The organism is Burkholderia sp. RF2-non_BP3 (assembly GCF_001522185.1).
GTDB lineage: Bacteria > Pseudomonadota > Gammaproteobacteria > Burkholderiales > Burkholderiaceae > Burkholderia > Burkholderia diffusa.
The window spans coordinates 52,486-76,554 of the sequence record NZ_LOSU01000070.1; the positions used below are offsets into that span (position 1 = coordinate 52,486).

General features: G+C 68.9%; 19 protein-coding genes. 3 read left to right on the forward strand and 16 right to left on the reverse strand.

Annotated elements, in window-relative coordinates; genetic code table 11:
- Positions 1–73 precede the first annotated feature (73 nt).
- Positions 74–1,741: a Na+/H+ antiporter gene (locus WS45_RS30975; protein WP_059703255.1), complete on the reverse strand. Its 1,668-nt coding sequence runs from the start codon at positions 1,739–1,741 to the stop codon at positions 74–76.
- Positions 1,742–2,032: 291 nt separating this feature from the next.
- On the opposite strand from WS45_RS30975, the gene WS45_RS30980 reads away from it, so the two are divergent.
- Both WS45_RS30980 and WS45_RS30985 read left to right on the forward strand, forming a co-directional pair.
- On the forward strand, positions 2,033–3,319 hold the full coding sequence (locus WS45_RS30980) for a sensor domain-containing phosphodiesterase (RefSeq protein ID WP_059691398.1): 1,287 nt from the start codon (positions 2,033–2,035) through the stop codon (positions 3,317–3,319).
- A gap of 76 nt (positions 3,320–3,395) precedes the next feature.
- Positions 3,396–4,121: a copper homeostasis protein CutC gene (locus WS45_RS30985; protein WP_059523942.1), complete on the forward strand. Its 726-nt coding sequence runs from the start codon at positions 3,396–3,398 to the stop codon at positions 4,119–4,121.
- 96 nt (positions 4,122–4,217) lie between these two features.
- Here the strand turns inward: WS45_RS30985 and bioB are convergent, their stop codons facing one another.
- The 9 genes from bioB to aceK all read right to left on the reverse strand — a co-directional run bounded on the left by bioB (position 4,218) and on the right by aceK (position 14,407).
- On the reverse strand, positions 4,218–5,237 hold the full coding sequence (gene bioB / locus WS45_RS30990) for a biotin synthase BioB (RefSeq protein ID WP_059523944.1): 1,020 nt from the start codon (positions 5,235–5,237) through the stop codon (positions 4,218–4,220).
- Positions 5,238–5,273: 36 nt separating this feature from the next.
- Positions 5,274–5,993 (reverse strand): dethiobiotin synthase, encoded by a 720-nt coding sequence (bioD, locus tag WS45_RS30995; protein ID WP_059703257.1) that lies wholly within the window; start codon positions 5,991–5,993, stop codon positions 5,274–5,276.
- Complete coding sequence (gene bioF / locus WS45_RS31000; protein ID WP_059703259.1) at positions 5,990–7,219, reverse strand: 8-amino-7-oxononanoate synthase; 1,230 nt, start codon at positions 7,217–7,219, stop codon at positions 5,990–5,992. Before bioF ends, bioD begins: the two co-directional genes overlap by 4 nt.
- Before the next feature lie 23 nt (positions 7,220–7,242).
- Complete coding sequence (gene bioA, locus WS45_RS31005) at positions 7,243–8,589, reverse strand: adenosylmethionine--8-amino-7-oxononanoate transaminase (protein WP_059703260.1); 1,347 nt, start codon at positions 8,587–8,589, stop codon at positions 7,243–7,245.
- A gap of 524 nt (positions 8,590–9,113) precedes the next feature.
- Positions 9,114–10,373 (reverse strand): dienelactone hydrolase family protein, encoded by a 1,260-nt coding sequence (locus tag WS45_RS31010; RefSeq protein WP_059703262.1) that lies wholly within the window; start codon positions 10,371–10,373, stop codon positions 9,114–9,116.
- A gap of 107 nt (positions 10,374–10,480) precedes the next feature.
- A complete protein-coding gene (locus WS45_RS31015) occupies positions 10,481–10,918 on the reverse strand; it encodes a YchJ family protein (RefSeq protein WP_059703264.1) in 438 nt (145 codons plus the stop codon).
- A 39-nt stretch (positions 10,919–10,957) separates the two neighbouring features.
- Positions 10,958–11,635 carry an SDR family oxidoreductase gene (locus WS45_RS31020; RefSeq protein WP_059524034.1) on the reverse strand — a complete coding sequence of 226 codons (678 nt, stop codon included), beginning with the start codon at positions 11,633–11,635 and terminating at the stop codon, positions 10,958–10,960.
- A gap of 116 nt (positions 11,636–11,751) precedes the next feature.
- A complete protein-coding gene (can, locus tag WS45_RS31025; protein ID WP_059703266.1) occupies positions 11,752–12,519 on the reverse strand; it encodes a carbonate dehydratase in 768 nt (255 codons plus the stop codon).
- 67 nt (positions 12,520–12,586) lie between these two features.
- The gene (aceK, locus tag WS45_RS31030; RefSeq protein WP_059703268.1) at positions 12,587–14,407 is read right to left on the reverse strand and encodes a bifunctional isocitrate dehydrogenase kinase/phosphatase; all 1,821 of its coding nucleotides are present in this window, start codon (positions 14,405–14,407) and stop codon (positions 12,587–12,589) included.
- Between the two features lie 326 nt (positions 14,408–14,733).
- Here aceK and WS45_RS31035 point away from each other — a divergent pair, with 326 nt between their 5' ends.
- A complete protein-coding gene (locus WS45_RS31035) occupies positions 14,734–15,813 on the forward strand; it encodes an MBL fold metallo-hydrolase (RefSeq protein WP_059523958.1) in 1,080 nt (359 codons plus the stop codon).
- 16 nt (positions 15,814–15,829) lie between these two features.
- Here the strand turns inward: WS45_RS31035 and WS45_RS31040 are convergent, their stop codons facing one another.
- The 6 genes from WS45_RS31040 to argS all read right to left on the reverse strand — a co-directional run bounded on the left by WS45_RS31040 (position 15,830) and on the right by argS (position 23,937).
- Entirely contained in the window at positions 15,830–17,470 is a 1,641-nt protein-coding gene (locus WS45_RS31040; protein WP_059703270.1) for an ABC-F family ATP-binding cassette domain-containing protein, read from the reverse strand.
- Between the two features lie 190 nt (positions 17,471–17,660).
- On the reverse strand, positions 17,661–19,256 hold the full coding sequence (locus tag WS45_RS31045) for an ABC transporter substrate-binding protein (RefSeq protein ID WP_059703272.1): 1,596 nt from the start codon (positions 19,254–19,256) through the stop codon (positions 17,661–17,663).
- Positions 19,257–19,665: 409 nt separating this feature from the next.
- Positions 19,666–20,439: an SDR family oxidoreductase gene (locus tag WS45_RS31050; protein WP_059465877.1), complete on the reverse strand. Its 774-nt coding sequence runs from the start codon at positions 20,437–20,439 to the stop codon at positions 19,666–19,668.
- Positions 20,440–20,458: 19 nt separating this feature from the next.
- Entirely contained in the window at positions 20,459–21,100 is a 642-nt protein-coding gene (locus tag WS45_RS31055; protein ID WP_059465878.1) for a thiol:disulfide interchange protein DsbA/DsbL, read from the reverse strand.
- Positions 21,101–21,169: 69 nt separating this feature from the next.
- Positions 21,170–22,060 (reverse strand): SPOR domain-containing protein, encoded by an 891-nt coding sequence (locus WS45_RS31060; RefSeq protein ID WP_059703273.1) that lies wholly within the window; start codon positions 22,058–22,060, stop codon positions 21,170–21,172.
- A gap of 95 nt (positions 22,061–22,155) precedes the next feature.
- Positions 22,156–23,937 carry an arginine--tRNA ligase gene (gene argS / locus WS45_RS31065; RefSeq protein ID WP_059523968.1) on the reverse strand — a complete coding sequence of 594 codons (1,782 nt, stop codon included), beginning with the start codon at positions 23,935–23,937 and terminating at the stop codon, positions 22,156–22,158.
- Positions 23,938–24,069: the final 132 nt, after the last annotated feature.

The following is a 24,069-nucleotide window of genomic DNA, read 5'->3' on the forward strand; positions in this document are numbered from 1 at the left end:
GTGAAAACGGCGACGCCTGCGCGTCGCCGTTTTTTTATCGGCAAGCCGTGCAATCTCGCCGCGGCGCGGCCGCTCAGATGATCCCTTTCTTGCGCGTCGACAGCGCCGTTTCCGACAGATCGATCTCGCGGATCAGCTTCGTCAGCGTCTCGTCGGAAATCCTGCTTTCGCTACGCAGCCGGTACAACACCGAACGTTCCGCGCGCACCGCCGCGATCCGCATCTGCAGCTCCATCGTTTCGGTCTGCTTGGCTTCCGCGCGCGGCGTCGGGCCGTCCTCGGCGAGCGCGGCCAGGCGGCGGCGATACTGGTCCATCACGCGCGCGGAGATGTCCGCGCAGCGCGCGGCGCCCGATTCGTCGAGATCGGCCGAGATCGCGTCGTGCGACGAGTCGATCGCGCGAATCGCGGCCTGCGCGGCGGCCGCGCGCGCGGTGCGCTCCTCGTCGGCGAGCGGATTGCGCGTCGAACGCACGCCGCGCAGCAGCAACGGCAGGCCGATCACCGCGACGACCAGCGAACCGAGGATCACCGCCGACGCGACGAAGATCGCGGTGTCGCGCCCGGGCAGCGGCGCGCCGTCGGACAGCGCGACGGGGATCGACAGCACGCCCGCGAGCGTGACCGCGCCGCGCACGCCGCCGACCGTCATCACCGCGATCGTGCGCACGCCCGCCATCGTGCCCGCGAGGCCGTGGCGCGCGGCGCGGCGGCTCGCGATCCAGCGCAGCAGCCAGACCCACAGGAAGCGGATCGCGTACAGCGCGAGCATCATCGCGCATACGTTGAAGATCATCCGGCCGACGAGCGCGTCGCTCGTGTGATGCGCGTCGACGAGCGCGCGGCCGATGATGTGCGGCAGCTGCAGCCCGAGCATGATGAACACCATGCCGTTGAACACGAACTCGATCATCGCCCACGTGCTCTCGGCGCGCACGCGCGACGCGACCGTGCTTTTGCGGGAGAAGCTCGTGTAGTTCATCATCATCCCGGCCGACACGGCCGCGAGCACGCCCGACAGCTCCAGGTGCTCGGCGAACAGATAGGCGGCGAACGGCACGAGCAGCGTCATCACGATGCCGGGGGCCGGGTCGCCTTCCTGCTCGGCGTTCAGGAAGCGCGTCGACAGCGCGCTGAAGACCCACGACACGATCGCGCCCGTCGCGAGCCCGCCGGCGGCGACGATCACGAACGTGATCGACGCATCGCGCAGCGAGAACACGCCGGTGAGCGCGGCCGCGACCGCGAACTTCAGCGCGACCAGGCCGGACGCGTCGTTCATCAGCGCCTCGCCTTCGAGGATGTGCATCAGTTGCGGCGGAATCCGCCCCTTGCCGGCGATGCCCGACAGCGCGACCGCGTCGGTGGGCGACAGCACGGCCGCGAGCGCGAACGCGATCGGCAGCGGCAACTCGGGTATCAGCCAGTGCGCGAAGTAGCCGACTGCGAGTACCGTCATGAACACGAGCCCGAACGCGAGCATCAGGATCGCGCGGCGCTGCAGGTACAGCTCGCGTTTCGGAATCCGCCAGCCGTCCGCGAACAGCAGCGGCGGAATGAACAGCAGCATGAAGATTTCGGGATCGAACGTGACGTGCAGGTTCAGCTTCGGCCATGCGAGCATCGCGCCGAACGCGATCTGCATCAGCGGCAGCGGCAATTGCAACGGCAGGATGCGCGTGACCGCGCCGGACAGCGCGACGGTCAGCAGCAGGATCAGGACTGTGAAGACGATTTCCATCGATACGGCGATTGCGGAGAATGAAACGACCGTACGGAGTTTAGCGTGGCGACGCGACGGGTGCGTTCGAGTGCGCCGGTGCGCATGCACGCGAACGGTGCATCCGGCCTGCGCCACGCTGGTGCGGCGGCGCCGCACGCAGGCGCGGCGCGGGTGATCGGCCCTTGCACGGACCTTGCTTGATGCTTGCCTACCGTCCGGCACCGGCCGGACAACCGAGGATTCCACCATGACATTGCGCGCGCCGTTTCAAGCACTCGCCGCGTTCGGCTGCATCGCCAGGAGGGCGCCATGACGATCGTGCAACAGGAGCGCCCGGCCACCGCTTCGCCGTATCGTTTCGAGCGGGAGATGAGCTCCGGCCTCGAACGCCTCGCGACGCAGCATCGCGACCTGACGCTCACGACCGTGTTTCAGCCGATCTTCAGCCTGTCGCACCAGCGGGCGGTGGGCTACGAGGCGCTATTGCGCGCCCACGACGCGCTCGACCGGGCGGTGTCGCCGCTCGACGTGTTCGGCGAGGCCGCGCGCCAGGGCGAACTGCTGCAGCTCGACCGGCTCGCGCAGGCGCTGCATCTCGAGAACTTCGCGCTGCTCGGCGCCGAGCGCGAGTGGCTGTTCCTCAACGTGCATCCGGGCGTGCTCACCGACCCGTTCCAGGCCGCCGCGCTGCTCGCGAACCTGAAGCGGATCGGCATGCCGCCGCGCCGCGTCGTGCTCGAAGTGCTCGAGCAGCGCGCGGAGGACATCGAGCGGCTCGCCGAAGCCGTGCGCGAATTCCGCGCGCAGGGTTTCCTGATCGCGCTCGACGATTTCGGCGCCGGCCACTCGAACCTCGAGCGGATCTGGCAACTGAACCCGGACATCGTGAAACTCGACCGGATCATGCTGTCGCACGCGGCGCACCGCACGGGGCTCACCGCGATCCTGCACGGGCTCGTCACGCTGCTGCACGAGGCCGGCAAGCTCGTGCTCGTCGAGGGGATCGAGACCGAGCACGACGCGCAGATCGCGCTGTCGTGCGAGGCCGATTTCGTGCAGGGCTATTACTTCGGCCGTCCGGCGCCCGGGCTGCCCGACAGCGCGACGGCGACCGGCTGCATCGGCGAGCTGACCGAGCGTTTTCGGCAACAAACCGAAGCGCGCGAGCGGCGCGACGCGCAGCGGCTCGCGCCGTACCTGCGCGCGTTCGAGCGTGCGGCCGAGCGGGTGGCGGCCGGCGAGCCGCTCGACGAGGTGTGCTGGAACTTCCTCGCGCTCGACGCCGCCGCGCGCTGCTTCCTGCTCGACGCGCGGGGCCGCCAGGCGGGCCGCAACGTCGTGCTGCGCGCGGACCGCGCGCTCGCCGAGGCGCGCTTCTCGCCGCTGTCCGATGCGCAGGGGGCGAACTGGTTGCGCCGGCCGTATTTCCGCACGGCGATCGCCGAGCCCGGACGCGTGCAGGTGACGCGCCCGTACTTGTCGATCAACGAGGCGCAGCCCTGCGTGACGCTGTCGGTGGCCGTGCGCATCGGGGATGCGCAGCATGTGCTGTGCGGCGATATCGACTGGATCGACGAGGAAGCGGACGGCGCATAGCGACGGCGTCGCGCTGGCGCCGTTCACGCCGCTCGGCTAGGATGCGCGAATTGTCCTGACGATTCGCGAGCCGCCGATGAACCGAACCGCCGCTTCCTCCGTTCTCCTTGAAGTGATCGCCACCACCGTCGGCGACGCGAAGGCCGCCGCCCGCGCGGGCGCCGACCGCCTCGAACTCGTGACCGCGATCAGCGAAGGCGGGCTGACGCCGAGCGTCGGCCTGATCGAGGCCGTCGTGGCCGCCGTGGCGATTCCGGTGAACGTGATCGTGCGGCCGCACAGCCGCTCGTTCGTCTACGATGCCGACGACCTGCGCGTGATCGAGCGAGACGTGCGCGCGGCCGTCGCGGCCGGTGCGAACGGCGTCGTGTTCGGTGCGCTCGATGCGCGCGGCGACGTCGATCTCGACGCGCTCGCGCGCGTCGCGGCGGCCGCGGACGGGCGCGACCTGACGTTCCATCGCGCATTCGACGTGTCGCGCGATCTCAATGCCGCGTTCGATGCGCTGCTGCGCGTGCCGGCCGTCACGTCGGTGCTGACTTCGGGCGGCCATCCGTCGGTGCTCGACGCGGTCGCGACGATCACGCGGCTGGTCCGGCAGGCGGCGGGCTCGACCTGCACGGTGCTGGCCGGCTCGGGGCTCACGATCGACGCGGTCGGTGATTTCGTTCGCGCCACCGGCGTGCGCGCGGTGCATTTCGGCTCGGGCGTGCGGCCGCGCGGCGAAGTGCTGGCGCCCGTCGACGAACAGCGCGTCGAGCGCGTGCGCGCGGCGCTCGACGGTGCGGCGGCGCATGTGTGACGGGCGGCGCTGAAAGCCGCGCGCCGACGAGCGGGCGAAAAAAAGCCGGGGCATGCCCCGGCTTTTTCGTCTGCAAGCCACACGCGCTGCAGTCGCTTACGCGTTCTCCGCCAGCGCGTCGGCCTGGCTCGCGCGGATGCCGAGGCGCTCGAACAGCGCGCGGTCGCGCTGCGTCTGCGGGTTGCTCGTGGTCAGCAGCTGGTCGCCGTAGAACATCGAGTTCGCGCCCGCGAGGAAGCACATCGCCTGCATCGCGTCGTCGAGCTGCTCGCGGCCGGCCGACAGGCGCACGACGGCCTTGGGCATCGTGATGCGCGCCACCGCGATCGTGCGCACGAACTCGAACGGGTCGAGCGGTGCGGTGCCTTCGAGCGGCGTGCCTTCGATCGCGACGAGGTTGTTGATCGGCACCGACTCCGGATACGGATTCAGGTTCGCGAGCTGCGAAATCAGGCCCGCGCGTTCGCGGCGCGATTCGCCCATCCCGATGATGCCGCCGCAACACACGTTGATGCCCGCATCGCGCACGCGGTCGAGCGTGTCGAGACGATCCTGGTACGTGCGCGTCGAGATCACCTGGCCGTAGAACTCCGGCGACGTGTCGAGGTTGTGGTTGTAGTAGTCGAGGCCCGCGTCGGCGAGCTGCTGCGCCTGCTCGTTTTCCAGCATGCCGAGCGTCATGCAGGTCTCGAGGCCCAGTTCCTTCACGCCGCGCACCATCTCGGTCAGCGCCGGCATGTGGCGCTCCTTCGGGTTGCGCCAGGCGGCGCCCATGCAGAAGCGGCTCGCGCCGTTCGCCTTCGCCGCGCGCGCGGCGTCGAGCACCGTGTCGACGTCCATCAGCTTCTCGGCCTTCAGGCCCGTTTCGTGATGCGACGATTGCGAGCAGTAGCCGCAATCTTCCTCGCAGCCGCCCGTCTTGATCGACAGCAGCGTCGACAGCTGCACCGCGTTCGCGTCGAAGTGCTCGCGATGCACCTGCTGCGCGCGGAACATCAGGTCGTTGAACGGCAGCTCGAACAGCGCGACGACGTCGGCGACGCGCCAGCGCTGCGGCGCCGGAGCGGCCACGGGGATCGCGTCGGGTTGCACGGCGGCGGTCTGGGCTTGGGTCATGGTGGTTTTCCTGTCGTGGATGCGGGGATCGTGAGGTCAATGCCGCGCGTGGCGCAGCGTGTCGACGAGCGTGGCGATGTCGAGCATCGCCGCCGCGGATTCGGGGGCGGCCGGCGCCAAGTGCGCGATGCGGCCGAGGAGCGGCGCGCGGTGCTCGCGCGCGAGCCAGTCGCGGATCGTCGCGACGTTCTCGTCGGCGTACGACATGGCCGGGTCGACGTGGTTCGCGACCCAGCCGGCGAGCGTGAGGCCGCGCTGGCGAATCGCGTCGGCCGTGAGCAGCGCATGGCTGATGCAGCCGAGCCGCATGCCGACGACGAGCACGACGGGCAGGCCGAGCGCGACCGCGAGGTCGGCCGTGTCCTGCGTGTCGTTCAGCGGCACGCGGAAGCCGCCGACGCCTTCGACGACGACGACGTCCGCGCGCGTCAGCGCTTCGCGGTGGCTCGCGACGATCGTGTCGAGGTCGAGCGTCACGCCTTCCTGCGCGGCGACGATGTGCGGTGCGGCGGGCGCCTTCAGCAGGAACGGCGTGCGCAGCTCGGGCGGCAGCGCGACGTTCGCGGCCGCGTCGAGCTGGTCGGCGTCCTCGTTGTGCCAGACGCCGTCGCGTTCGTACGCGCCGGCGGCGACGGGCTTCAGCGCGGCCGCGCGCAGCCCGTGCCGCGCGAAGCCGTGCAGCATTGCGGCCGACACGAAGGTCTTGCCGATCTCGGTGTCGGTGCCGGTGACGAAGAGGGAAAGCGGGGCCGTCATGCCGCAGCTTCCTCGGGGGGCAGCGAACGCGCGTGAGCGTCGGGGTGCTCCTCCTCGCTGGCTTCGATCAGCGCGGTTTCGAGCCGCGCGAGATCGTCGAACGAATGCGCGGCCGACAGCGAGATGCGCAGCCGCGACGTGCCGGCGGGCACCGTCGGCGGCCGGATCGCGGGCACCCACAGGCCGTGCGCGTCGAGCGAGCGCATCGCCGCGAGCGTCGCGTCGTTGCTGCCGATCACGAGCGGCTGCACGGCCGTGTGCGAGTCGACCGGCTGCCAGCGCGTCATGCGCAGCAGCGCGCGCGTGCGCTCGATCAGCGCGGCGAGGTGCGCGCGTCGCGCATCGCCTTCGTCGCCGCCGATCACCTTCAGGCTCGCCGAGACCGCATGCGCGACGGCCGGCGGCGCGGCCGTCGTGAAGATGTAGCTGCGCGCGCGCTGGATCATCCATTCGATCACGGTCTCGTGCGCGACGACGAACGCGCCCGCGACGCCGGCGGCCTTGCCGAGCGTGCCGACGTACACGAGGTTCGGCGAGCGCAGCGCGGCGGCCGCGAGCGCGCCGCGGCCTTGCGGGCCGAGCACGCCGAAGCCGTGCGCGTCGTCGACGACGAGCCATGCGCCGTGGCGTTCGGCCAGCGCGACGAGTTCGGCGAGCGGCGCGATGTCGCCGTCCATGCTGAACACGGTGTCGCTGACGATCAGTTTCGTTTCGGCCTCCGATGCATCGAGCAGCGCGGCGAGCGCGGCCATGTCCGCATGCGGGTAGACCTGCACGGTCGCGCGCGACAGCCGGATTCCGTCGATCAGCGACGCGTGGTTCAGCGCGTCCGAGAAGATCGTCGCGTGTTTGCCGGTGAGGGCCGTCATCGCGGCGAGGTTCGCCATGTAGCCGGTGCTGAAGTACAACGCGCGCGGTGCATCGGAGAAGCCGCCCGCGAAGGCGGCGAGTTCGTCCTCGAGCGTCGCGTGCGCGCGCGAATGGCCGCCGAGCAGATGCGAGCCGCCGCTGCCGGAGCCGTAGCGCTGCGCGCCTTCGGCGAACGCGGCGACGAGCGCGGGATGCGCGGCGAGGCCGAGGTAATCGTTGCTCGCGAAGCCGACGATGTCGCGGCCGTCGACGCGCATGTGCGCGTCGCACGCGGTGTCGGCGGTGCGGCGCACGCGTCGCAGGCCCTGCGCGTCGAGTTCGGCGAGGCCGCGCTGCAGCGTGTCGAGCAGGGGCATGGTCGTTTCCCGTGAGGATTGCTTCATCGCGCCACCTCCGCGAGCGTCGCGTCGAGCGTGTCGCGCGTGCGTTGCGCGAGCCACGCGATGTCGTCGTCGCTCATCACGTATGGCGGCATCAGGTACACGGTCGTGCCGATCGGGCGCAGCAGCAGCTCGCGTTCCAGCGCGCGTTCGAAGAAGCGCCGCGAGAAGCCGCGTGCCGCGTCGCCGTCGAGCGCGACGTCGAAGGCGAACAGCGTGCCGCGCTCGCGCAGGTGACGCACCTGCGGGTGCGCGTCGAGCGGCGCGAGCGCGGCGCGCATCGCGGCCGACTTGCGCGCGTTGCTCGCGAGCACGTCGTCGCGCGCGAAGAGGTCGAGCGTCGCGACCGCCGCGCGGCACGCGAGCGGGTTGCCGGTGTACGAATGCGAATGCAGGAAGCCGCGCGTCGTGTCGTCGTCGTAGAAGGCCGCGAACACGTCGTCGCGCGTGAGCACGAGCGACAGCGGCAGGTAGCCACCGCTGATGCCCTTCGACAGGCACAGGAAATCGGGCCACACGCCGGCCTGCTCGCAGGCGAAGAAGGTGCCGGTGCGGCCGCAGCCGACCGCGATCTCGTCGGCGATCAGGTGCACGCCGAATTCGTCGCACAGCGCGCGCAGGCCGCGCACGTACGACGGATCGTGCATCGCCATGCCGGCCGCGCACTGCACGAGCGGCTCGACGATCAGCGCGGCGATCCGGTCGGCGCGTTCGGCGAACAGGTGGCGTACGTCGTCGAGCGCGCGGCCCGCGACGTCGGCGGCCGTCTCGCCCGGCTGCGCGCCGCGCGCGTCGGGCGACGCGACCACGTGTGCATGGCGGATCAGCGGGTCGTACGCATCCTTGAACAGCGCGACGTCGGTCACGCCGAGCGCGCCGATGGTCTCGCCGTGATAGCTGTTCGCGACGCACACGAATTCCCGCTTGTCCGCGCGGCCGCGGTTGCGCCACGCGTGGAAGCTCATCTTCAGCGCGATCTCGACCGCCGACGCGCCGTCCGACGCGAAGAACGCATGGCCGAGCGTGCGCGCGGTGAGCGCGTGCAGCCGCTCCGCGAGCTCGATCGCCGGCTCGTGCGTGCAGCCGGCGAGCATCGCGTGCTCGAGCGTGTCGAGCTGGTCCTTCAGCGCCGCGTTGATGTCCGGGTTCGCATGGCCGAACAGGTTCACCCACCACGAGCTGATCGCGTCGAAGTAGCGGCGCCCGTCGCGGTCGTACAGCCACAGGCCCGCGCCGCGCGCGACGGGAATGAGCGGCAGGCGCTCGTGGTGCTTCATCTGGGTGCAGGGATGCCAGACCGCGCGCAGGCTGCGCGCGACCCAGTCGTCGGTGGCTGGCGTACTCAAGGCAACTCCGGGGGTAAAACGGCGGCGGGCATCGAACGGGATGCCGCGCGGCGACGGACGGAAAACGCGCTGAGATTAGCGTGTTCCGCCGCACGTTGCACTACCGGTTACAAACACCGCAAAGCCTTGCCGGGCGGGAGTTCGGCGCAGATGCGGGGTGCTCGGGACGGTACGCGCCAGAAGCCCAGAAATGACCGCAGATGACGACGTTCGAGTGAGCCCCCCGACAGAAAAAAATCGTGGGCAGGCGGATGCCGACGGGCGAAAAATCGGGGCGGGAAGCGCGACGCGACGTGCACGGTCGCCGGCGAATGTCGCGCGGACTCAGGCGCGGCCGAGGTTCAGGAAACGCCCGAAAACGACCCCGGACGGCGTTGCGGGCCAGGCGCTCGTCGGCGGCTCATGCAGCCGCGTGAACGGGCGTGCGAACGCCGCCGCGGGCCGCGGCGCGCGTTCATGAAACGGAGAAGGGGGAAGGGGGAGATGCGGGCAGCGCCCGCCCCCGGAGCGCCGCGGCTCGCGCGTCAGCGCGAAGCCAGTGCGCGCGAGCTGGCGCTGCCGTCGTCGGCCGTTTGCGTCGCGTTCGCGTTCCACACGACGCGGTCGTTGACCGCATACAGCCGGCATGCGCCCGCACCCTGCTTCGAGCAGTTGTCGAGCGCGAGCGCCATCGGATCGTCGCCGCCTTCGGCCCACGACCATGCGCCTTCGGCGGACACCGCGAAGGCACGGCTCGGATGCTGGTTCAGGAAGCGGCGATAGCCTTCGCGGCCGGCCTCGTCGAGGAACGGCACCGCGTCGACCGCATCGATCGACGCATAGCCGGTCGCATTCGGTTCGTGCGGGTTGGCGACCGCGTAGCGCACCGAGGTCGGCAGGTTCAAATCCGCGAGGAACGCATTGACGGCCGGCCACCACACGGGCACGCCGTCGCGATCGACGATCAGCCGGTGCGCGTCGTCCTTGTAGCGGCCGAAATCGATGAACTGCGCCTGCGTGCCGTGCGACACGTACGCGTCGTGCATCTGCGCGACGAGCGCGGGCGTCCATACCGAATCGTTGTCGCCGTACAACCACAGCGACCGTACGGCCGTATGCGCGCCGTAATGGTCGAACGCATCGACGAGATTGCGCTGCCAGCCGTCGCACAGATCCTGGCGCAGCCCGCCGGAGAAGTTGATGATGCCGCGCACGCCGGGCGCCGCTTCGGTACCGTACGCGACCGACACGAGGCCGCCGTGCGACGTGCCCGCGACCACGATGCGCGACGCATCGACGTACGACTGGCGCGACATGTAGCGGACCGTCGCGTCGACGTCGGCGGCCTGCGTGAGCCCGTTCTTGCCGACGTTGCAGCCTTCCTGCTGGTACGAGCCGCCCGACCCCGCGAAACCCTGGCGGTTCGGCGCGATCACCGCATAGCCGCGGCGCACGAATTCGCGCGCGAACGCGAGCGGCCGGCTGCGCGGCTGCTGATGGAGGTCACCGGTGTTCTTGCCGTGGTTGAAGACGACGAGCGGGAAGGGGCCGGGGCCGTTCGGCTTGAACAGCGTGGCCTCGAGCATCACGGCGCCCGAGGCATCGGCCGGAATGCTGACGATTTGTTCGTTGAGGTTGGCGGCGACCTGCGGGAGGCCCGAATCGCCGTAATCGAAGCGCTCGGCGTGGGCGAGCGAGCCGCCGGCCGTGGCCGCGCCGGCGTTTGCGCCCGGCAGCGCACCGGCCTGAGCGGCCGACAGCGCACAGGCCGCCATCCATCCCACCAATACCTTGCTGAACGCCATTCGTAAGCCCTGCCATGCAACATGACCAATCTGAGGGCCATCCTAGCCCGACAAATTCCGGTTGTGCAATGCGGGAATTACCCGGCGTCTGACATGGCAACTATTTGTCAGCGTTCACTTACTTCGCCGTCGACATAGCGCCAGAAACCGTGCTCGTCGCGGGTGAACCGGCTCGTCTCGTGGAGCCGGTACGCCCGCCCGCCGACCTTGTAGCGGGCCACGAATTCGACCTCCGCGTGCCGTTCGTCGAGCGGCGCGTGGCGCTTGATCGCGAGGCCGAGCCAGCGCGGCGCGTCGGGCGCGCCCGGGTCCGCATCGAGATCGGCCGGGCAGGTGCGCGCGTCCCAGGTCGCGCGCAGGTAGTCGGTCGCGCCGAGCACGTACGCGCTGTACCGCGAGCGCATCAACTCGAGCGCGGTCGGCGCGGCTTCGCCGCCGTCGATGAAGCGGCCGCAGCAGGCTGCATAGCGCGGCGCCGGGGCTTTGCCGGCAGGCGCGGGGGACGCGCCGCCGCACGGGCACGCGTCAGGTCGGTTCAAAATCATGCGAATCGGGAATTAACGACGTCGGGTTGTGATGCCGGCTCACCAGCTGAGCTCGACGCCGTCGTACTGGAAGAAACGGCCGTTGGCCTGCGACACGTCCGCGCCGGCTTCGGCGATCACACGGCGCATGCCGGTCACGCTGGTTTCCGGATCGATCGCGGCCTGCGCGCCGCCCATGTCGGTGCGCACCCAGCCGGGATGGAGCGAGATGCATGCGGCGTGGCGCGTCTGCAGCGACGCGATGCGCAGCACGTCGTTCAGCGCGGCCTTGCTCGCGCGGTACAGCCAGCCGGTCGTGCCGGTCGCCTCGGCGATGCTGCCCATCCGGCTCGAGACGACGGCCAGCACGCCGCGCGCGTCTTCGACGAGCGGCAGCAGGATCGGCAGCAACTGCATCGGCCCGCGCACGTTCGTGTGCATCACCGCGTCGAAATCCTCGGCGCCGATGGTTTCGACGCCTTCGGTGCGCGGCCCGTACACGCCCGACACGAGCACCGCGGCGTCGAGCCGTTCGCCGTCGAGCTTCCAGCCGAGCGCCGCGATCTGTTCGGGCTGCGCGATGTCGAGCGCGTGCGCGTGCGCGCCGAGTTCGCGCAGCGCGGCGAGCGACGCGTCGTCGCGCGCGGTCGCGATCACGTTCCAGCCGTCGCGCCGGTATTGCCGGACGAATTCGCGTCCGAGGCCGCGCGATGCGCCGACGATCAATACGGTTTTCATGTTCGCCGCTCCTTCGCAGTGCACCGCCTTCGCGGCAGTGTCGGTGTCAGATCAGTTCGATGTCCGTCGCGGCCGGACGCGCGATGCGTCTTCGGCCGCGACGGCGCGGGCGCACGTTACTTCGCGTCGTCGCACGGCTTCAGCGTATCGGCGATCGCCTGCGCGACGTCGTCGAGCCGCGCGGCATCCGCCGCGACCATGTCGTTGTCGGGCGCGTGCTGGCCCCGCGCGGTCAGCGCCGCGACGCAGCGCTTGTAGGTCGCATCGAGCGCGTTGAAGTTCGACACCGACATCCCGAGGTTGCGCATCCGCCCGTCGTGCACGCCGTATACGAGCCCGTGCACGGTGAGCGACTGGCCGCGCGCCCACGCGTCGTTGACGATCGTCGTGCGGCACACGTTGACGACCTGCTCGATCGAGTTCAGCTCGATCAGGCGGCGATAGCGCGCCTCGCCGACCGGCCATTCGTCGAGCAGCGCCGCGTGGCGCTCGCGCACGTCCTGCACGTGATGCAGCCAGTTGTCCGCGAGGCCGACGCGGCGGTTGTGGAGCGCCGCGTTCACACCCGAGCAGCCGTAGTGGCCGACGACCATGATGTGCTTCACGCGCAGGATGTCGACCGCGAACTGGATCACCGACAGGCAGTTCAGGTCGCTATGGACGACGACGTTCGCGATGTTGCGGTGCACGAACACTTCGCCCGGCGGCAGGCCGATGATCTGGTTCGCGGGCACGCGCGAATCCGAACAGCCGATCCACAGATATTCCGGCGCCTGCTGGTCGGCGAGACGCGCGAAGAAGTCGGGATCGTCGGCGAGCTGGCGCTTGACCCAGGCGTCGTTGTTGTCGAACAGATGTGAAAGCGGATTGTCTTGGGTATTCATCGGTGTGGATTCCGTTGGCGGAAAGCGGGTCGATAACGGGTTCGATTCGATTGGATCCGGTCGCGTGTCAGGCGGCGCGCTGCGCGTCGCCTGCGTCGTCACCGGCGTCCGGCGTCGCGTCGAAGCGCGCGGGGTAGCGCACGCTGAAGCGCAGCGACGCGTCGTACGGGAAAAAGTCGGGCAACTCGCCCTGCAGCAGCTTGTCCTTGCTGGCCTGCCACAGCGCGGGCTCGAAAAAATCCGCGTGATGCTTCATGAAGACCGTCCGCACGCGCGGGTCGCCGAGCAGGAACGGTCCGTAGGTTTCCGGAAAGATGTCGTGCGGGCCGACGGTATACCACGGCTCGCCGGACAGTTCGTCTTCCTCGTTGCGCGGCGGCGGCACGCGCCGCACGTTGCAGTCGGTCAGGTATTCGATCTCGTCGTAGTCGTAGAACACGACGCGGCCGTGACGCGTGACGCCGAAGTTCTTGTACAGCATGTCGCCCGGGAAGATGTTGGCCTTCATCAGTTCCTTCACCGCGTTGCCGTATTCCTTCACGCCGTGCTCGATGTCCGCGTCGGTGCCGTTCTGCAGGTACAGGTTGAGCGGCGTCATCCGGCGCTCGATGTACAGGTGCTTGATCACGAGATTGCCGTCCTCGTATTCGAGCAGCGACGGCACTTCCTTCTCCAGCTCGCGCACCAGCGCATGGTCGAGCCGCGACAGCGGCAGCGCGACGCTCGAATACTCGAGCGTGTCGGCCATCCGCCCGAGACGGTCGTGGCGCTTCACGAGTTGGTACTTCTCCATGATCTGCGCGCGCGTCGTTTCCTTCGGCGGCGGGAAGTGATCCTTGATGATCTTGAACACGTACGGGAACGACGGCAGCGTGAACACGAGCATCACGAGGCCCTTGATCCCGGGCGCGATGATGAAGCGGTCGCTCGAATGCGACAGATGGTGCAGCAGGTCGCGGTAGAACAGGTTCTTGCCCTGCTTCTGCAGGCCGACCGACGTGTAGATCTCGGCTTTCGGCTTGCCCGGCATGATCGTGCAGAGGAAGTCCACATACGCGGACGGCACGCCCATGTCGACGAGGAAATACGAATGCGAGAAGCTGAAGATGATCTGCAGCAGGTCGCGGCGCAGCAGCACGGTGTCGAGCGCGAGCAGGCCCGGGCGCACGTGGCGGATCGGCACCGCGAACGGCAGCACGCGATCGGCGTTGATGATGCGGCCGACGATGTACGCGCTCTTGTTGCGGAAGAAGAGCGACGACAGCACGTGGATCTGGAAATTCGGCGCGGCGTCGAACTCGCCGAATTCGTCGCTGATCGCCTGCATCACGCAGCCGATGTCGCGCGTGAGATCCTCGAACGGCGGCTCGAGCTGGAAGTTCGTGACGATGCGCTCGAGCGTGGCCGCGAGCCCGTCGGTGCCCGGGTAATACGCGCGATAGGTCGGCTTCGCGGCCGGCTCGTCGTTCTCGAGGTATTCGGTCGAGATCGCGGGGCGCACGAAGATGAAATCGTTGCTGAAATACGAGCGGTGCAGGATCTTGCAGCACACCGAATTGAAGAACGTCTCCGCGCACTCGGGCTGGCGGTGCGACGTGAGCAGGCCGATGTAGTGCAGCTTGATCTGCTGCCACACCTCGTCGTCGATGTTCTCCGCGTCGTATTCGTCCTCCAGCACCTCGACGCATTCCTGCACGCGATCGTCGTACGACGTGATCCGCTCGCGCGCCAGCCGCTGCAGGCCGTGCCAGTCGCCGCGCTCGAATAGCGTCTTCGCCTCGACGGCGGCTTCCCGGAAGATCCGGTAGTGGCGGTCGAAGTATTCGAGCATCGTCTGTGCGACGTCGAAACCGATCTGCGACGACAGCAGTTTGGGGAAGTGATTCATCGCGTGCAGGCTCGTTCGAGAGGGACTGTAAGCACTCGCCATTTTAGCGCCCAAGTCGGCGTTTCAATGACTTTCGGGGGCCGGCGCCAAGTGCCGTCAATGCGCGGGTTGTGCGCCGTTACATGCCGTTCGGTGCATCTTCGCGTAAAGATACGGGTACGGAATCGATTCTGGCACGAACTTTTTTTGACCGTCCGGCGCCCGCCGGGCACGCGTTTCGCGCGACGGCGATAGAATCGACGCGATGCCCGCCGCGGCCTGCCGCCCGCGCGCGCGCCCCGCATTCGCACGGGCATTTGCCCTGACAACGACGAGACGCCCCACCGATGAACGCACTGGAACACCAACTCGACTATCCCTTCGCCGACACGCTGCCCGCCGCGGGCGACACGTTCGAGGTCGCGCCCGGCGTGCGCTGGCTGCGCATGCCGTTGCCGTTTTCGCTGGATCACATCAACCTCTGGCTGCTGCGCGACGAGATCGACGGGCAGGCCGGCTGGACGATCGTCGACTGCGGGATCTCGTCGGATGCGATCCGTACGCACTGGGAACGGATTTTCGACACGCATCTCGACGGGCTGCCGGTGTTGCGCGTGCTCGTCACGCATTGCCATCCCGATCACTTCGGCCTCGCGAACTGGCTCTGCGAAGGCGGCGACAAGGGCCGCTGGAACGTGCGGCTGTGGATGACGCTCGGCGAATACATGTTCGGCTGCCTGATGGCGGCCGGCAACGGATCGAACGCCGGCGGCGCGGCCGCGGCCGATCATTTCGCGCGCCACGGCCTGACCGATCCGGTCGCGCTCGAGAAGCTGCGCAGCCGCCGCAGCTACTACTCGGACCTCGTGCCGGCCGTGCCGCCGCGCTACCGGCGCCTGCGCGAAGGCGACGCGGTGAAGATCGGCGCGCGCACGTGGCGCGTCGTCACCGGCTACGGTCATTCGCCTGAACATTGCGCGCTTCACAGCGAAGCGGACGGCGTGCTGATCTCCGGCGACATGGTGCTGCCGCGCATCTCGACCAACGTGTCCGTGTTCGACCTCGAGCCGGAAGCCAACCCGCTCGCGCTGTACCTGGAATCGCTCGGCCGCTACGAGACGATGGCGCCCGATACGCTCGTGCTGCCGTCGCACGGCAAGCCGTTCCGCGGCGTGCGCACGCGCATCGCGCAGCTGCGCGCGCATCACGACGCGCGGCTCGACGAAGTGCGCGTCGCCTGCGCGGAAAAGCCGGCGAGCGCGGCCGACATCGTGCCGATCATGTTCCGCCGCCGCGAGCTCGACATCCACCAGATGACCTTCGCGCTCGGCGAGGCGCTCGCGCACCTGAACCTGCTGTGGCTTGCGGGCGAGCTCGTGCGCGAGCAGGGCGACGACGGCGTGCTGCGTTTCCGTTGCGCGCGCTGAGCGCGCGTCGTCGCCGTCACGCGACGGGTTCGTAACGCCACCCGTCGCGCTGCCACTGCATCGTGTGCGTCGGTGCGAGCGCCGCGAGAAACGCGTCGTCGTGCGACGCGACCACGAGCGCACCGGGGAAGCCAGCCAACGCGGCTTCGATTGCGCGCACCGATTCGAGATCGAGGTGATTGGTCGGCTCGTCGAGCAGCAGCAGCTGCGCGGGCGTGCCGCGCCACAGCGCACACGCGAGCGCGGCCTTCAGCCGTTCGCCGCCGCTCAGGCGGTGCACCGGCTGCGTCGCGCGCGCGGCATCGAGCTGCAGCAGCGCGAGCCGGCTGCGAAGGTCGCCTTCGGCGAGCGGCGTATCGAGGCGTCCCAACTGCTCGACGATCGAGCGTTCGGGGTCGAGCAGCGCGAGCTGCTGATCGAGATACGCGGCGCTCACGTGCGTCGTGCACGTCCCGGCGCGCGGCGCGAGTTCGCCGGCGAGCATGCGCAGCAGCGTCGATTTTCCGCAGCCGTTCGGGCCCGTCAGCGCGATGCGCACGGGGCCGCTGGCCGACCACGTGATCGCGTCCGTGCGGCCCGCGGTGCGCCACGGCAATTGCGCGCGCTCGAGCGCGAACAACTGGCGGCGCGCGCTCACCTCGGTGCCCGGCAGCGACACGAGCACCGGCGCGTCGGCTTCGACGCGCGCGGCGGCTTCCTGCACGCGCGCATCGAGCGTCGCCTTGCATTCGCTCTGGTGACGGCGGACCGTCCCCATGATGCCGCGAGCCGCCCCCTTGCGGCTCTGTCGCGCCATCGACGACAGGTTGGCCGCCTTCGCGTCGCGCAGCGAGCCGGCCGCGTGGCGCTGGATCGTGTCGTGTTCCTGTTCGAGCCGGCGCCGCGCGCGCCCGCGCTCGGTGCGCGCATGCTCGAGCGCGGCCTGCGCGGCATCGTGTTGCGCATCGCGTTGCGCGCGATACAGCGCGTAGTTGCCGCCGTATGCGCGCACGCCATGCGGCGTCAGCTCGACGATGCGTTGCACGTGCGCGAGCAACGCACGGTCGTGACTGACGACGACGACACCGCCGCGCCAGCCGTCCAGCGCGCCGCGCAGCCATGCACGGCCCGGCGCATCGAGGTGGTTGGTCGGTTCGTCGAGCACCAGCAGCCCGGCTTCCGACAGCAACGCGCCGACCAGCGCGACGCGCGCCATCTGGCCGCCGCTCAACGCATGCGCGGGCGTGTCGGCGCGCACGTCGTGCAGGCCGGCCGCGTCGAGCGCCGCGCGCAGCCGCTCGGCCAGGTCCCAGCGATCGCCGATCAGGTCGAAGTCGTGCGCCGTCGCGCGCCCGTCCGCGAGGCGCGCGAGGGCCGCGAGCGGCGCGTCGAGCGCGGCGATTTCCGCGACGCTCCGCGTGCCGGCCCGCGCGTCGTCGTGTTGCTGCGCGACGTAGACGACCGGCGTCTGCCGGTCGATCGTGCCCGCGCTCGGCGTGCGCCGGCCCGCGATCAGTTGCGCGAGCAGGCTCTTGCCGACGCCGTTGCGGCCGACGATGCCCGTCGGCGTGCGATCGATGGAAAGGTCGAGCGAATCGAACAGCGTGACGCCGTCGTCGAAGCGGAAAGAAACGTGATGAAGCGCGACGAGCGCGCCGGTCGGCGTGGCAGCAGCCATAAGCACCTCCGAAAATGCGTGAAACCCTTCGCGCGGCGTGCGTGGCACGGCGGCGAAAACATTTTTTGGAAGGCTTAGTTGTTCACTTTGGCTGGCGTCCGGTATGAGGAATGAGCGCGCAGTGTAGCAAGCGCGGCGCGCGGGCCGCAAGCGACGGGCGGGCGTGCCGTCGCTTGCGCGCCACGTGCGGTTACTGCACGGCGACCGCCGCGAAGTTCTGGCGGCCGAACGGGCTGACGTGATAGCCGCTCACGTTCGCGCGCGTGAGCGCGGCCGCGGTCGGGTAGCCGAGCGGAATCCACAGCGCCTGGTCGTGGATGATCTTCTGCGCGGATTCGTACAGCTTCGCGCGCCTGGCCTGATCGGCGGTCGCCTTGCCGTCGGCGATCAGCTTGTCGAGCTGCGCGTCGCAGAAGCGCGCGAAGTTGATGCCCGACTTCACCGCGTTGCAGCTGAACAGCGGCGACAGGTAGTTGTCCGGATCGCCGTTGTCGCCGGCCCAGCCCATGAACAGCATGTCGTGCTGGCCGAGCTTCGCCTGCTTGATCAGCTCACCCCATTCGATCACCTTCACCTCGGCCTTCACGCCGATCTTCGCGAGGTCGGCTTGCAGCAGTTCCGCGCCGGCCTTCGGGTTCGGGTTCAGCACGCTGCCCGTCGGGCGCGTCCAGATCGTCGTCGAGAAGCCGTTCGGGAAACCGGCCTGCGCGAGCAACTGCTTCGCCTTCGCGGGATCGTACGCATACGGCGCGACGTCCTTCGCGTAGCTCCACGTGTTCGGCGGATACGGGTTGTTCGCGGCCGTCGCCGTGTTGTCGAACACCACCTTCAGGTAGGTCGCGCGATCGAACGCGAGGTTCAGCGCCTCGCGCACCTTGTCGTTGTCGAGCGGCTTCTTCTGCGTGTTCAGCGCGACGAACGCGGTCATGAACGCGGGCGTCTGCACGACCTTCAGCGCGCTTTCGCCCTTGGCCGCGAGCACGTCCTGCGGCTTCGGCGACAGCGCGATCTGGCATTCGCCGGCCTTCACCTTCTGCATGCGCACCGACGCGTCGGGCGTGATCGCGTAGATCAGCCGGTCGACCTTCGGCTTCGTGCCCCAGTAGGCCGGGTTCACGTCGTAGCGGATCAGCGCGTCCTTCGTGTAGCTCTTCAGCACGAACGGGCCGGTGCCGATCGGCTTCGCGTTCAGGTCGGCCTGCTTGCCGGCCTTCAGCAGCTGGTCCGCGTATTCGGCCGAGTAGATCGACGCGAAGCCCATCGTCAGGATCGGCACGAACGTCGCATTCGGCTCGTTCAGCACGAACTTCACCGTGCTGTCGTCGACCTTCGCGACCGACTTCACGAGCTTCACGAGGCCCATCGACTGCGCGTGCGGGAAGCCGCTCGCGCCGGCGACCTTGTGCCACGGGTTCGCATCGTCGAGCATCCGCGAGAACGTGAACACGACGTCGTCCGCGCTCAGCGGGCGGCCCGGCTTGAAGTAGTCGGTGGTCTGGAACGCGACGTTCGGGCGCAGGTGGAACGTGTACGTGAGGCCGTCGGCGCTCGCTTCCCATTTGTCGGCGAGCGCGGGTACGACCTTCTTCGCGGCTTCGTCGTACGACACGAGCGTGTTGAAGATCACGTCGGCCGATGCGTTGGTCGTGACGAGCGAGTTGTACTGCACGACGTCGAAGCCGTCCGGGCTCGATTCCGTGCAGACGGTGAGCGGCTTGGCGGCGGCGAGGCCGGGAGCGGCGAGGGCGGCGGCGAGCGCGGCCGCGGCGAACAGCTTGACCTGCATAGGTTCTCCCATGTGACTTGTGATTTTTTGCCGGGTGTCGGAATGCGGGCGCGGCCCGACAGCGAGCAGGCCGGCGCGGCTGGCGGATAGCATACCGTCAAAGCGTGCCGCGCGTGAAAAAAGGCGCCGGAACGCGGCGAGTTGAGCGAAAAACGGCTGCGTTCGCGACGGAATGCGTGTTGGGGCGGCGCAGCGGCGGGGGAGGCGAAGGCAGGTGCGGCAGTGAATGGCGGGCGGGCGAGGCGGTTGCGGGGAGACTGCAAATTGAGACGGGCCGGCGCGAATTTGCTGGGGCGGCGGAAGCGGAGAAGCGGAAGGATCGCGGCGTGCGATCCGTGATACGGCCGACAGAAGGAAGCGCCGCACGCGGGCGGGGCGGCGCGACAGACGCGCCGGACACCCGATGCACTCAGTGCGCGCCGGCCTTCGGCTTGCGCGGCGCCTTTTCGAACAGACGGTCGTAGAGCCAGCGCGGCAGCACGTGCAGCACCTTCGCGACGACGCCCATTTGCCACGGAATCACGCGGAACGCGTGCTGCCGGGCGATCGCGCGTGCGGCGCGGGCCGCGAAGCGGTCGGCGTCCATCAGGAACGGCATCCGGTACGGGTTGTGCGCGGTCATCGGCGTGCGGATGTAGCCGGGCGCGATCGTCACGACGCCGACGCCGGCCGGGCGCAGCTCGACGCGCAGCGCCTCGAGATACTTGATCGCGGCCGACTTGGACGCGCTGTACGCGCCGGAACCGGGCAGGCCGCGCACGCCCGCGACGCTCGCGACGCCGACCAGCGTGCCGTGGCGCGCGGCCGTCATCGGGCCGACGAACGGCTCGAACGTCGCGACCATCCCGTAATAGTTGATGTCCATCACGTTGCGGAACGTGGCGAGATCGCCTTGTCCCGTGACGGCGCCCTGGCTGATGCCGGCGTTCGCGATCACGACGTCGGGGCAGCCGTGCGCGGCGATGAACGACGCGGCGGCCGTGGCGAGCGCATCGGCGTCGCGCACGTCGGCGGAGTAGACGGAGACGGACAGCTTGGGAAAGCGTCGCGCGAACGCATCGAGGGCCTCGGTGCGGCGCGCGACGAGGGCGAGCGTGGCGCCCTGGCGGGCGTATTCCTCGGCCATCGCGAGGCCGAGGCCGCTCGACGCGCCGGTGATGAAGACCTTCAGCGGAGTAGTCATGCCGGCGCGCGGGCGGGGATCAGAGCTTCTTGTCCTGAACCTGCTTCACGAGGTAATCGAGCACCTGCGCGGTACCCGGAATGCTGTTCGTGTAAGCCGGGCCCGTCTTGTACTTGCCCTGGACGACGACCGTCGGCACGCCGTCGATCGCGTAGTTCTTCAGCAGCTCGGCCGACTGCTTCACCTGGCCCTGCACGCTGAACGAGTTGTACGCGTCCATGAACTGCTTCTTGTCGACGCCTTGCGTCGCCAGGAAGTCGGCTTGCGCCTGCGGCGTCAGCAGGTAGTTCTTCTGCTTGTGGATCGCGTTGAAGATCGCCGGCGTGACCTTCTCCGAGATGCCGAGCGCCGACACCGCGTAGAACAGCTTCGAGTGCGGGACGAAATCGTCGCGGAAGGCGACCGGCACGCGCTTGAAGTCGATGTTGTTGCCCTGCTTCTTCACCCAGGCCTCGATCGTCGGCTCGAATTCGTAGCAGTGCGGGCAGCCGTACCAGAAGAACTCGATGACCTCGACCTTTCCGGCCGGCGCGGACACCGGCTGCGGCGACTTCATCACCTCGAAGTCCTTGCCGGACACCGGTGCGGCCGGCGTTGCCTGGGCGAAGCCGGCGGCGGCCAGGCCCAGGGACAGAAGGAGCGTGCTAAGCAGTTTTTTCATGTTGTAGACGTCGAATCAGTTGCTCGGGTTACGAAACGTAACGGGTTCTGCGTGGGCGCGGCCGGTTGCTTACTGCTTCGTGAAACGGATCACCGCCGTGTCGACACCTGCATCGGACAGGCGCTGACGGGCCGAGTTCATATCCTCGAATTTCGAGAACGGGCCGACGCGCACGCGGAAATAGGTCACGCCGCTGACATCGCGCTTCGACACCTTCGACTCGAAGCCCTGGAAGCCCAGGCGCGCGCGCTGCTGCTCGGCGTCGCCTTCCGTCTTGTACGCGCCGACCTGCAGGAAGTAGCCGGTGTTCGCATCGTTCGCGGTCGGCGGTTTCGCTGCCGCGGAGGACGTCGCGGACGGCGCCGGCTTCGGCGTGTTCGCGGCCTGTTGCTGTTGCTGCTGTTTCTGCGCGGCAGCCTGCTGCGCCTGCTTCTGCGCGGCGAAGCGCGCGAGGTCGTCCTCGCCGCCTTGCTGCTGTTGTTGCTGTTGCTGCGCCTGCTGCGTCTTCTTCGGCGGCGGCGTGTTGTCGGCCGGCTTCGGCGCGACGGCGACGCCGTTGCCCGACGACGCATTGTTCGACGCGTTCGAGCCGGTCGTGCCGTTCGTGTTGCCCGACGGCGGCACTTCGACGATCTGCGGCTCGGGCAGCAGGCCGCCCTGGGTCTGGTTCGCGGCCTGGCCGGGCGCGGTATTGGGCGGCGCGGGCTGCGCGGCCTGCGGCACCGGCTGGCCGGGCGTCTTGCCTTGCAGCGCGCGGTTCGGGTCGAACTGCTGCGGCTGGCTCGCGCCGTTGTCGGCGGGCGGCGGCGCGACCTTCGACACGAACGGCGACGGCGAACGCGTGATGTAGAGCGCCACCACCACCGCGATCGCGAGGCCGACGATCAGGCCCAGCACGATTCCAAGAAATGTCCCTCCGGCTTGTTTCGATTGCTTCGAAGTTCGGCGTGGTTGTGCCATTGCTTGAGTCACCTGCAAAAAGAATCGTGAAAAGGCCGCGGCGGGCATCCGACGGCGGCGCCCGCCGCGGCCATTCGCAGCCCGGTTCGGGCCGCTTACATCTTGGCGGGCGCGGACACGCCGAGCACCGCCAGACCATTCTCGAGCACCTGCCGGGTCGCGGCGAGGAGCGCGGCGCGCGCGTTGCGCGGCGCTTCGTCGTCGACCAGCACGCGCTCCGCATTGTAGAACGAGTGGAATTCACCAGCGAGATCGCGCAGGTAGAACGCGACCGCGTGCGGCGCCAGTTCGTTCGCCGCGTGCGTGAGCATGTCCGGATACTCGGCGAGCTTCTGCATCAGCGACACGGCCTGCGGGCTCGTGAGCTGCGACAGGTCGGCGCCGGGCAGCTGCGCCGCCTCGACGTTGTAGCGCGACTTCAGTTCGTTGAGCACCGAGCAGATCCGCGCGTGCGCGTACTGGACGTAATAGACCGGGTTCTCGTCGTTCTGTTTCAGCGCGAGGTCGATGTCGAACACGAATTCGGTGTCGGCCTTGCGGGAGATCAGGAAGAAACGGACCGCGTCGCGGCCGCGCGTGATGGTCGCCTCGTCGATCAGGTCGGGTGCCGCTTCCTGGCCCGGCGCCGCGCCGCCCGACCATTCGATCAGGTCACGGACAGTCACGTAGCTGCCCGCGCGCTTCGACAGCTTCACTTCCTGGCCGTCGCGCATCACGGTGACCATCTTGTGCAGCACGTAGTCGGGATAACCCTTCGGAATGCCGACGTGCAGGCCCTGCAGGCCCGCGCGCACGCGCGCGATCGTGCCGTGGTGGTCCGAGCCCTGGATGTTGATCACCTTCGTGAAGCCGCGCTCCCATTTCGTCACGTGGTACGCGACGTCCGGCACGAAGTACGTGTACGTGCCGTCCGACTTGCGCATCACGCGATCCTTGTCGTCGCCTTCGTCGGTCGTGCGCAGCCACAGCGCGCCGTCCTGCTCGTAGGTCATGCCGGCCTTGATCAGCGCGTCGACCGTCTTCTCGACCCGGCCTTCGCTGTACAGCGACGACTCGAGGTAGTACTGGTCGAATTTCACGCCGAACGCCTGCAGGTCCATGTCCTGCTCGTGACGCAGGTACGCGACCGCGAACTTGCGGATTGCGTCGAGATCGTCGATGTCGCCCGCGCCGGTGACCGGCTCGCCGTCCTTCGCGGCCACCGTCTCGCGGTTCAGGTAATCGCGTGCGATGTCGGCGATGTATTCGCCGTTGTACGCGGCTTCCGGCCAGCCCGCGTCGCCCGGCTTCAGGCCGCGCGCGCGCGCCTGCGTCGAGATCGCGAGGTTGCCGATCTGCACGCCGGCGTCGTTGTAGTAGAACTCGCGGTGCACCGCGTAGCCCTGGCTCGCGATCACGTTCGCGAGCACGTCGCCGAGCGCCGCCTGGCGGCCGTGGCCGACGTGCAGCGGGCCGGTCGGGTTGGCCGACACGAACTCGAGCAGCACCTGCTTGCCCTTTTCGCGCTCCGACGTGCCGAACGCGCGGCCCTGGTCGAACACGGCGGCGATCACCGCCTGTTTCGCGGCGGCCGTCAGGCGCAGGTTGATGAAGCCGGGGCCGGCGATTTCGGCCGCGTCGACGAGCCCTTGCGCGGCCGGCTGGGCCGTGAGGGCGGCGACGATCTTCTCGGCGAGCTGGCGCGGGTTCGTGCCGAGCGGCTTGGCGAGCTGCATCGCGACGTTGCACGCGACGTCGCCGTGCGCGGCGACCTTCGGGCGCTCCAGCGTGATGGCCGGGGTGACGAATGCCGCGTCGGCGCCTTTCAGCGCGTGTGCGACCTGCGTGACGCTATCCGCGAGCAGGGCTTCGAGGGTCTGTTTGTGTGCTGGCAGCATGCTGGTAGAAGGCTTCGTTGGTGGCGACCGGAAACGCCGGCCGGCCGGCGCGCTTTTTAAGCGCGCGTTTCAGGGATCGCAGAATTTTAACAGGTGCTAATATGCCGCTCAGGCGCCCCGCGTCCGCGAGGC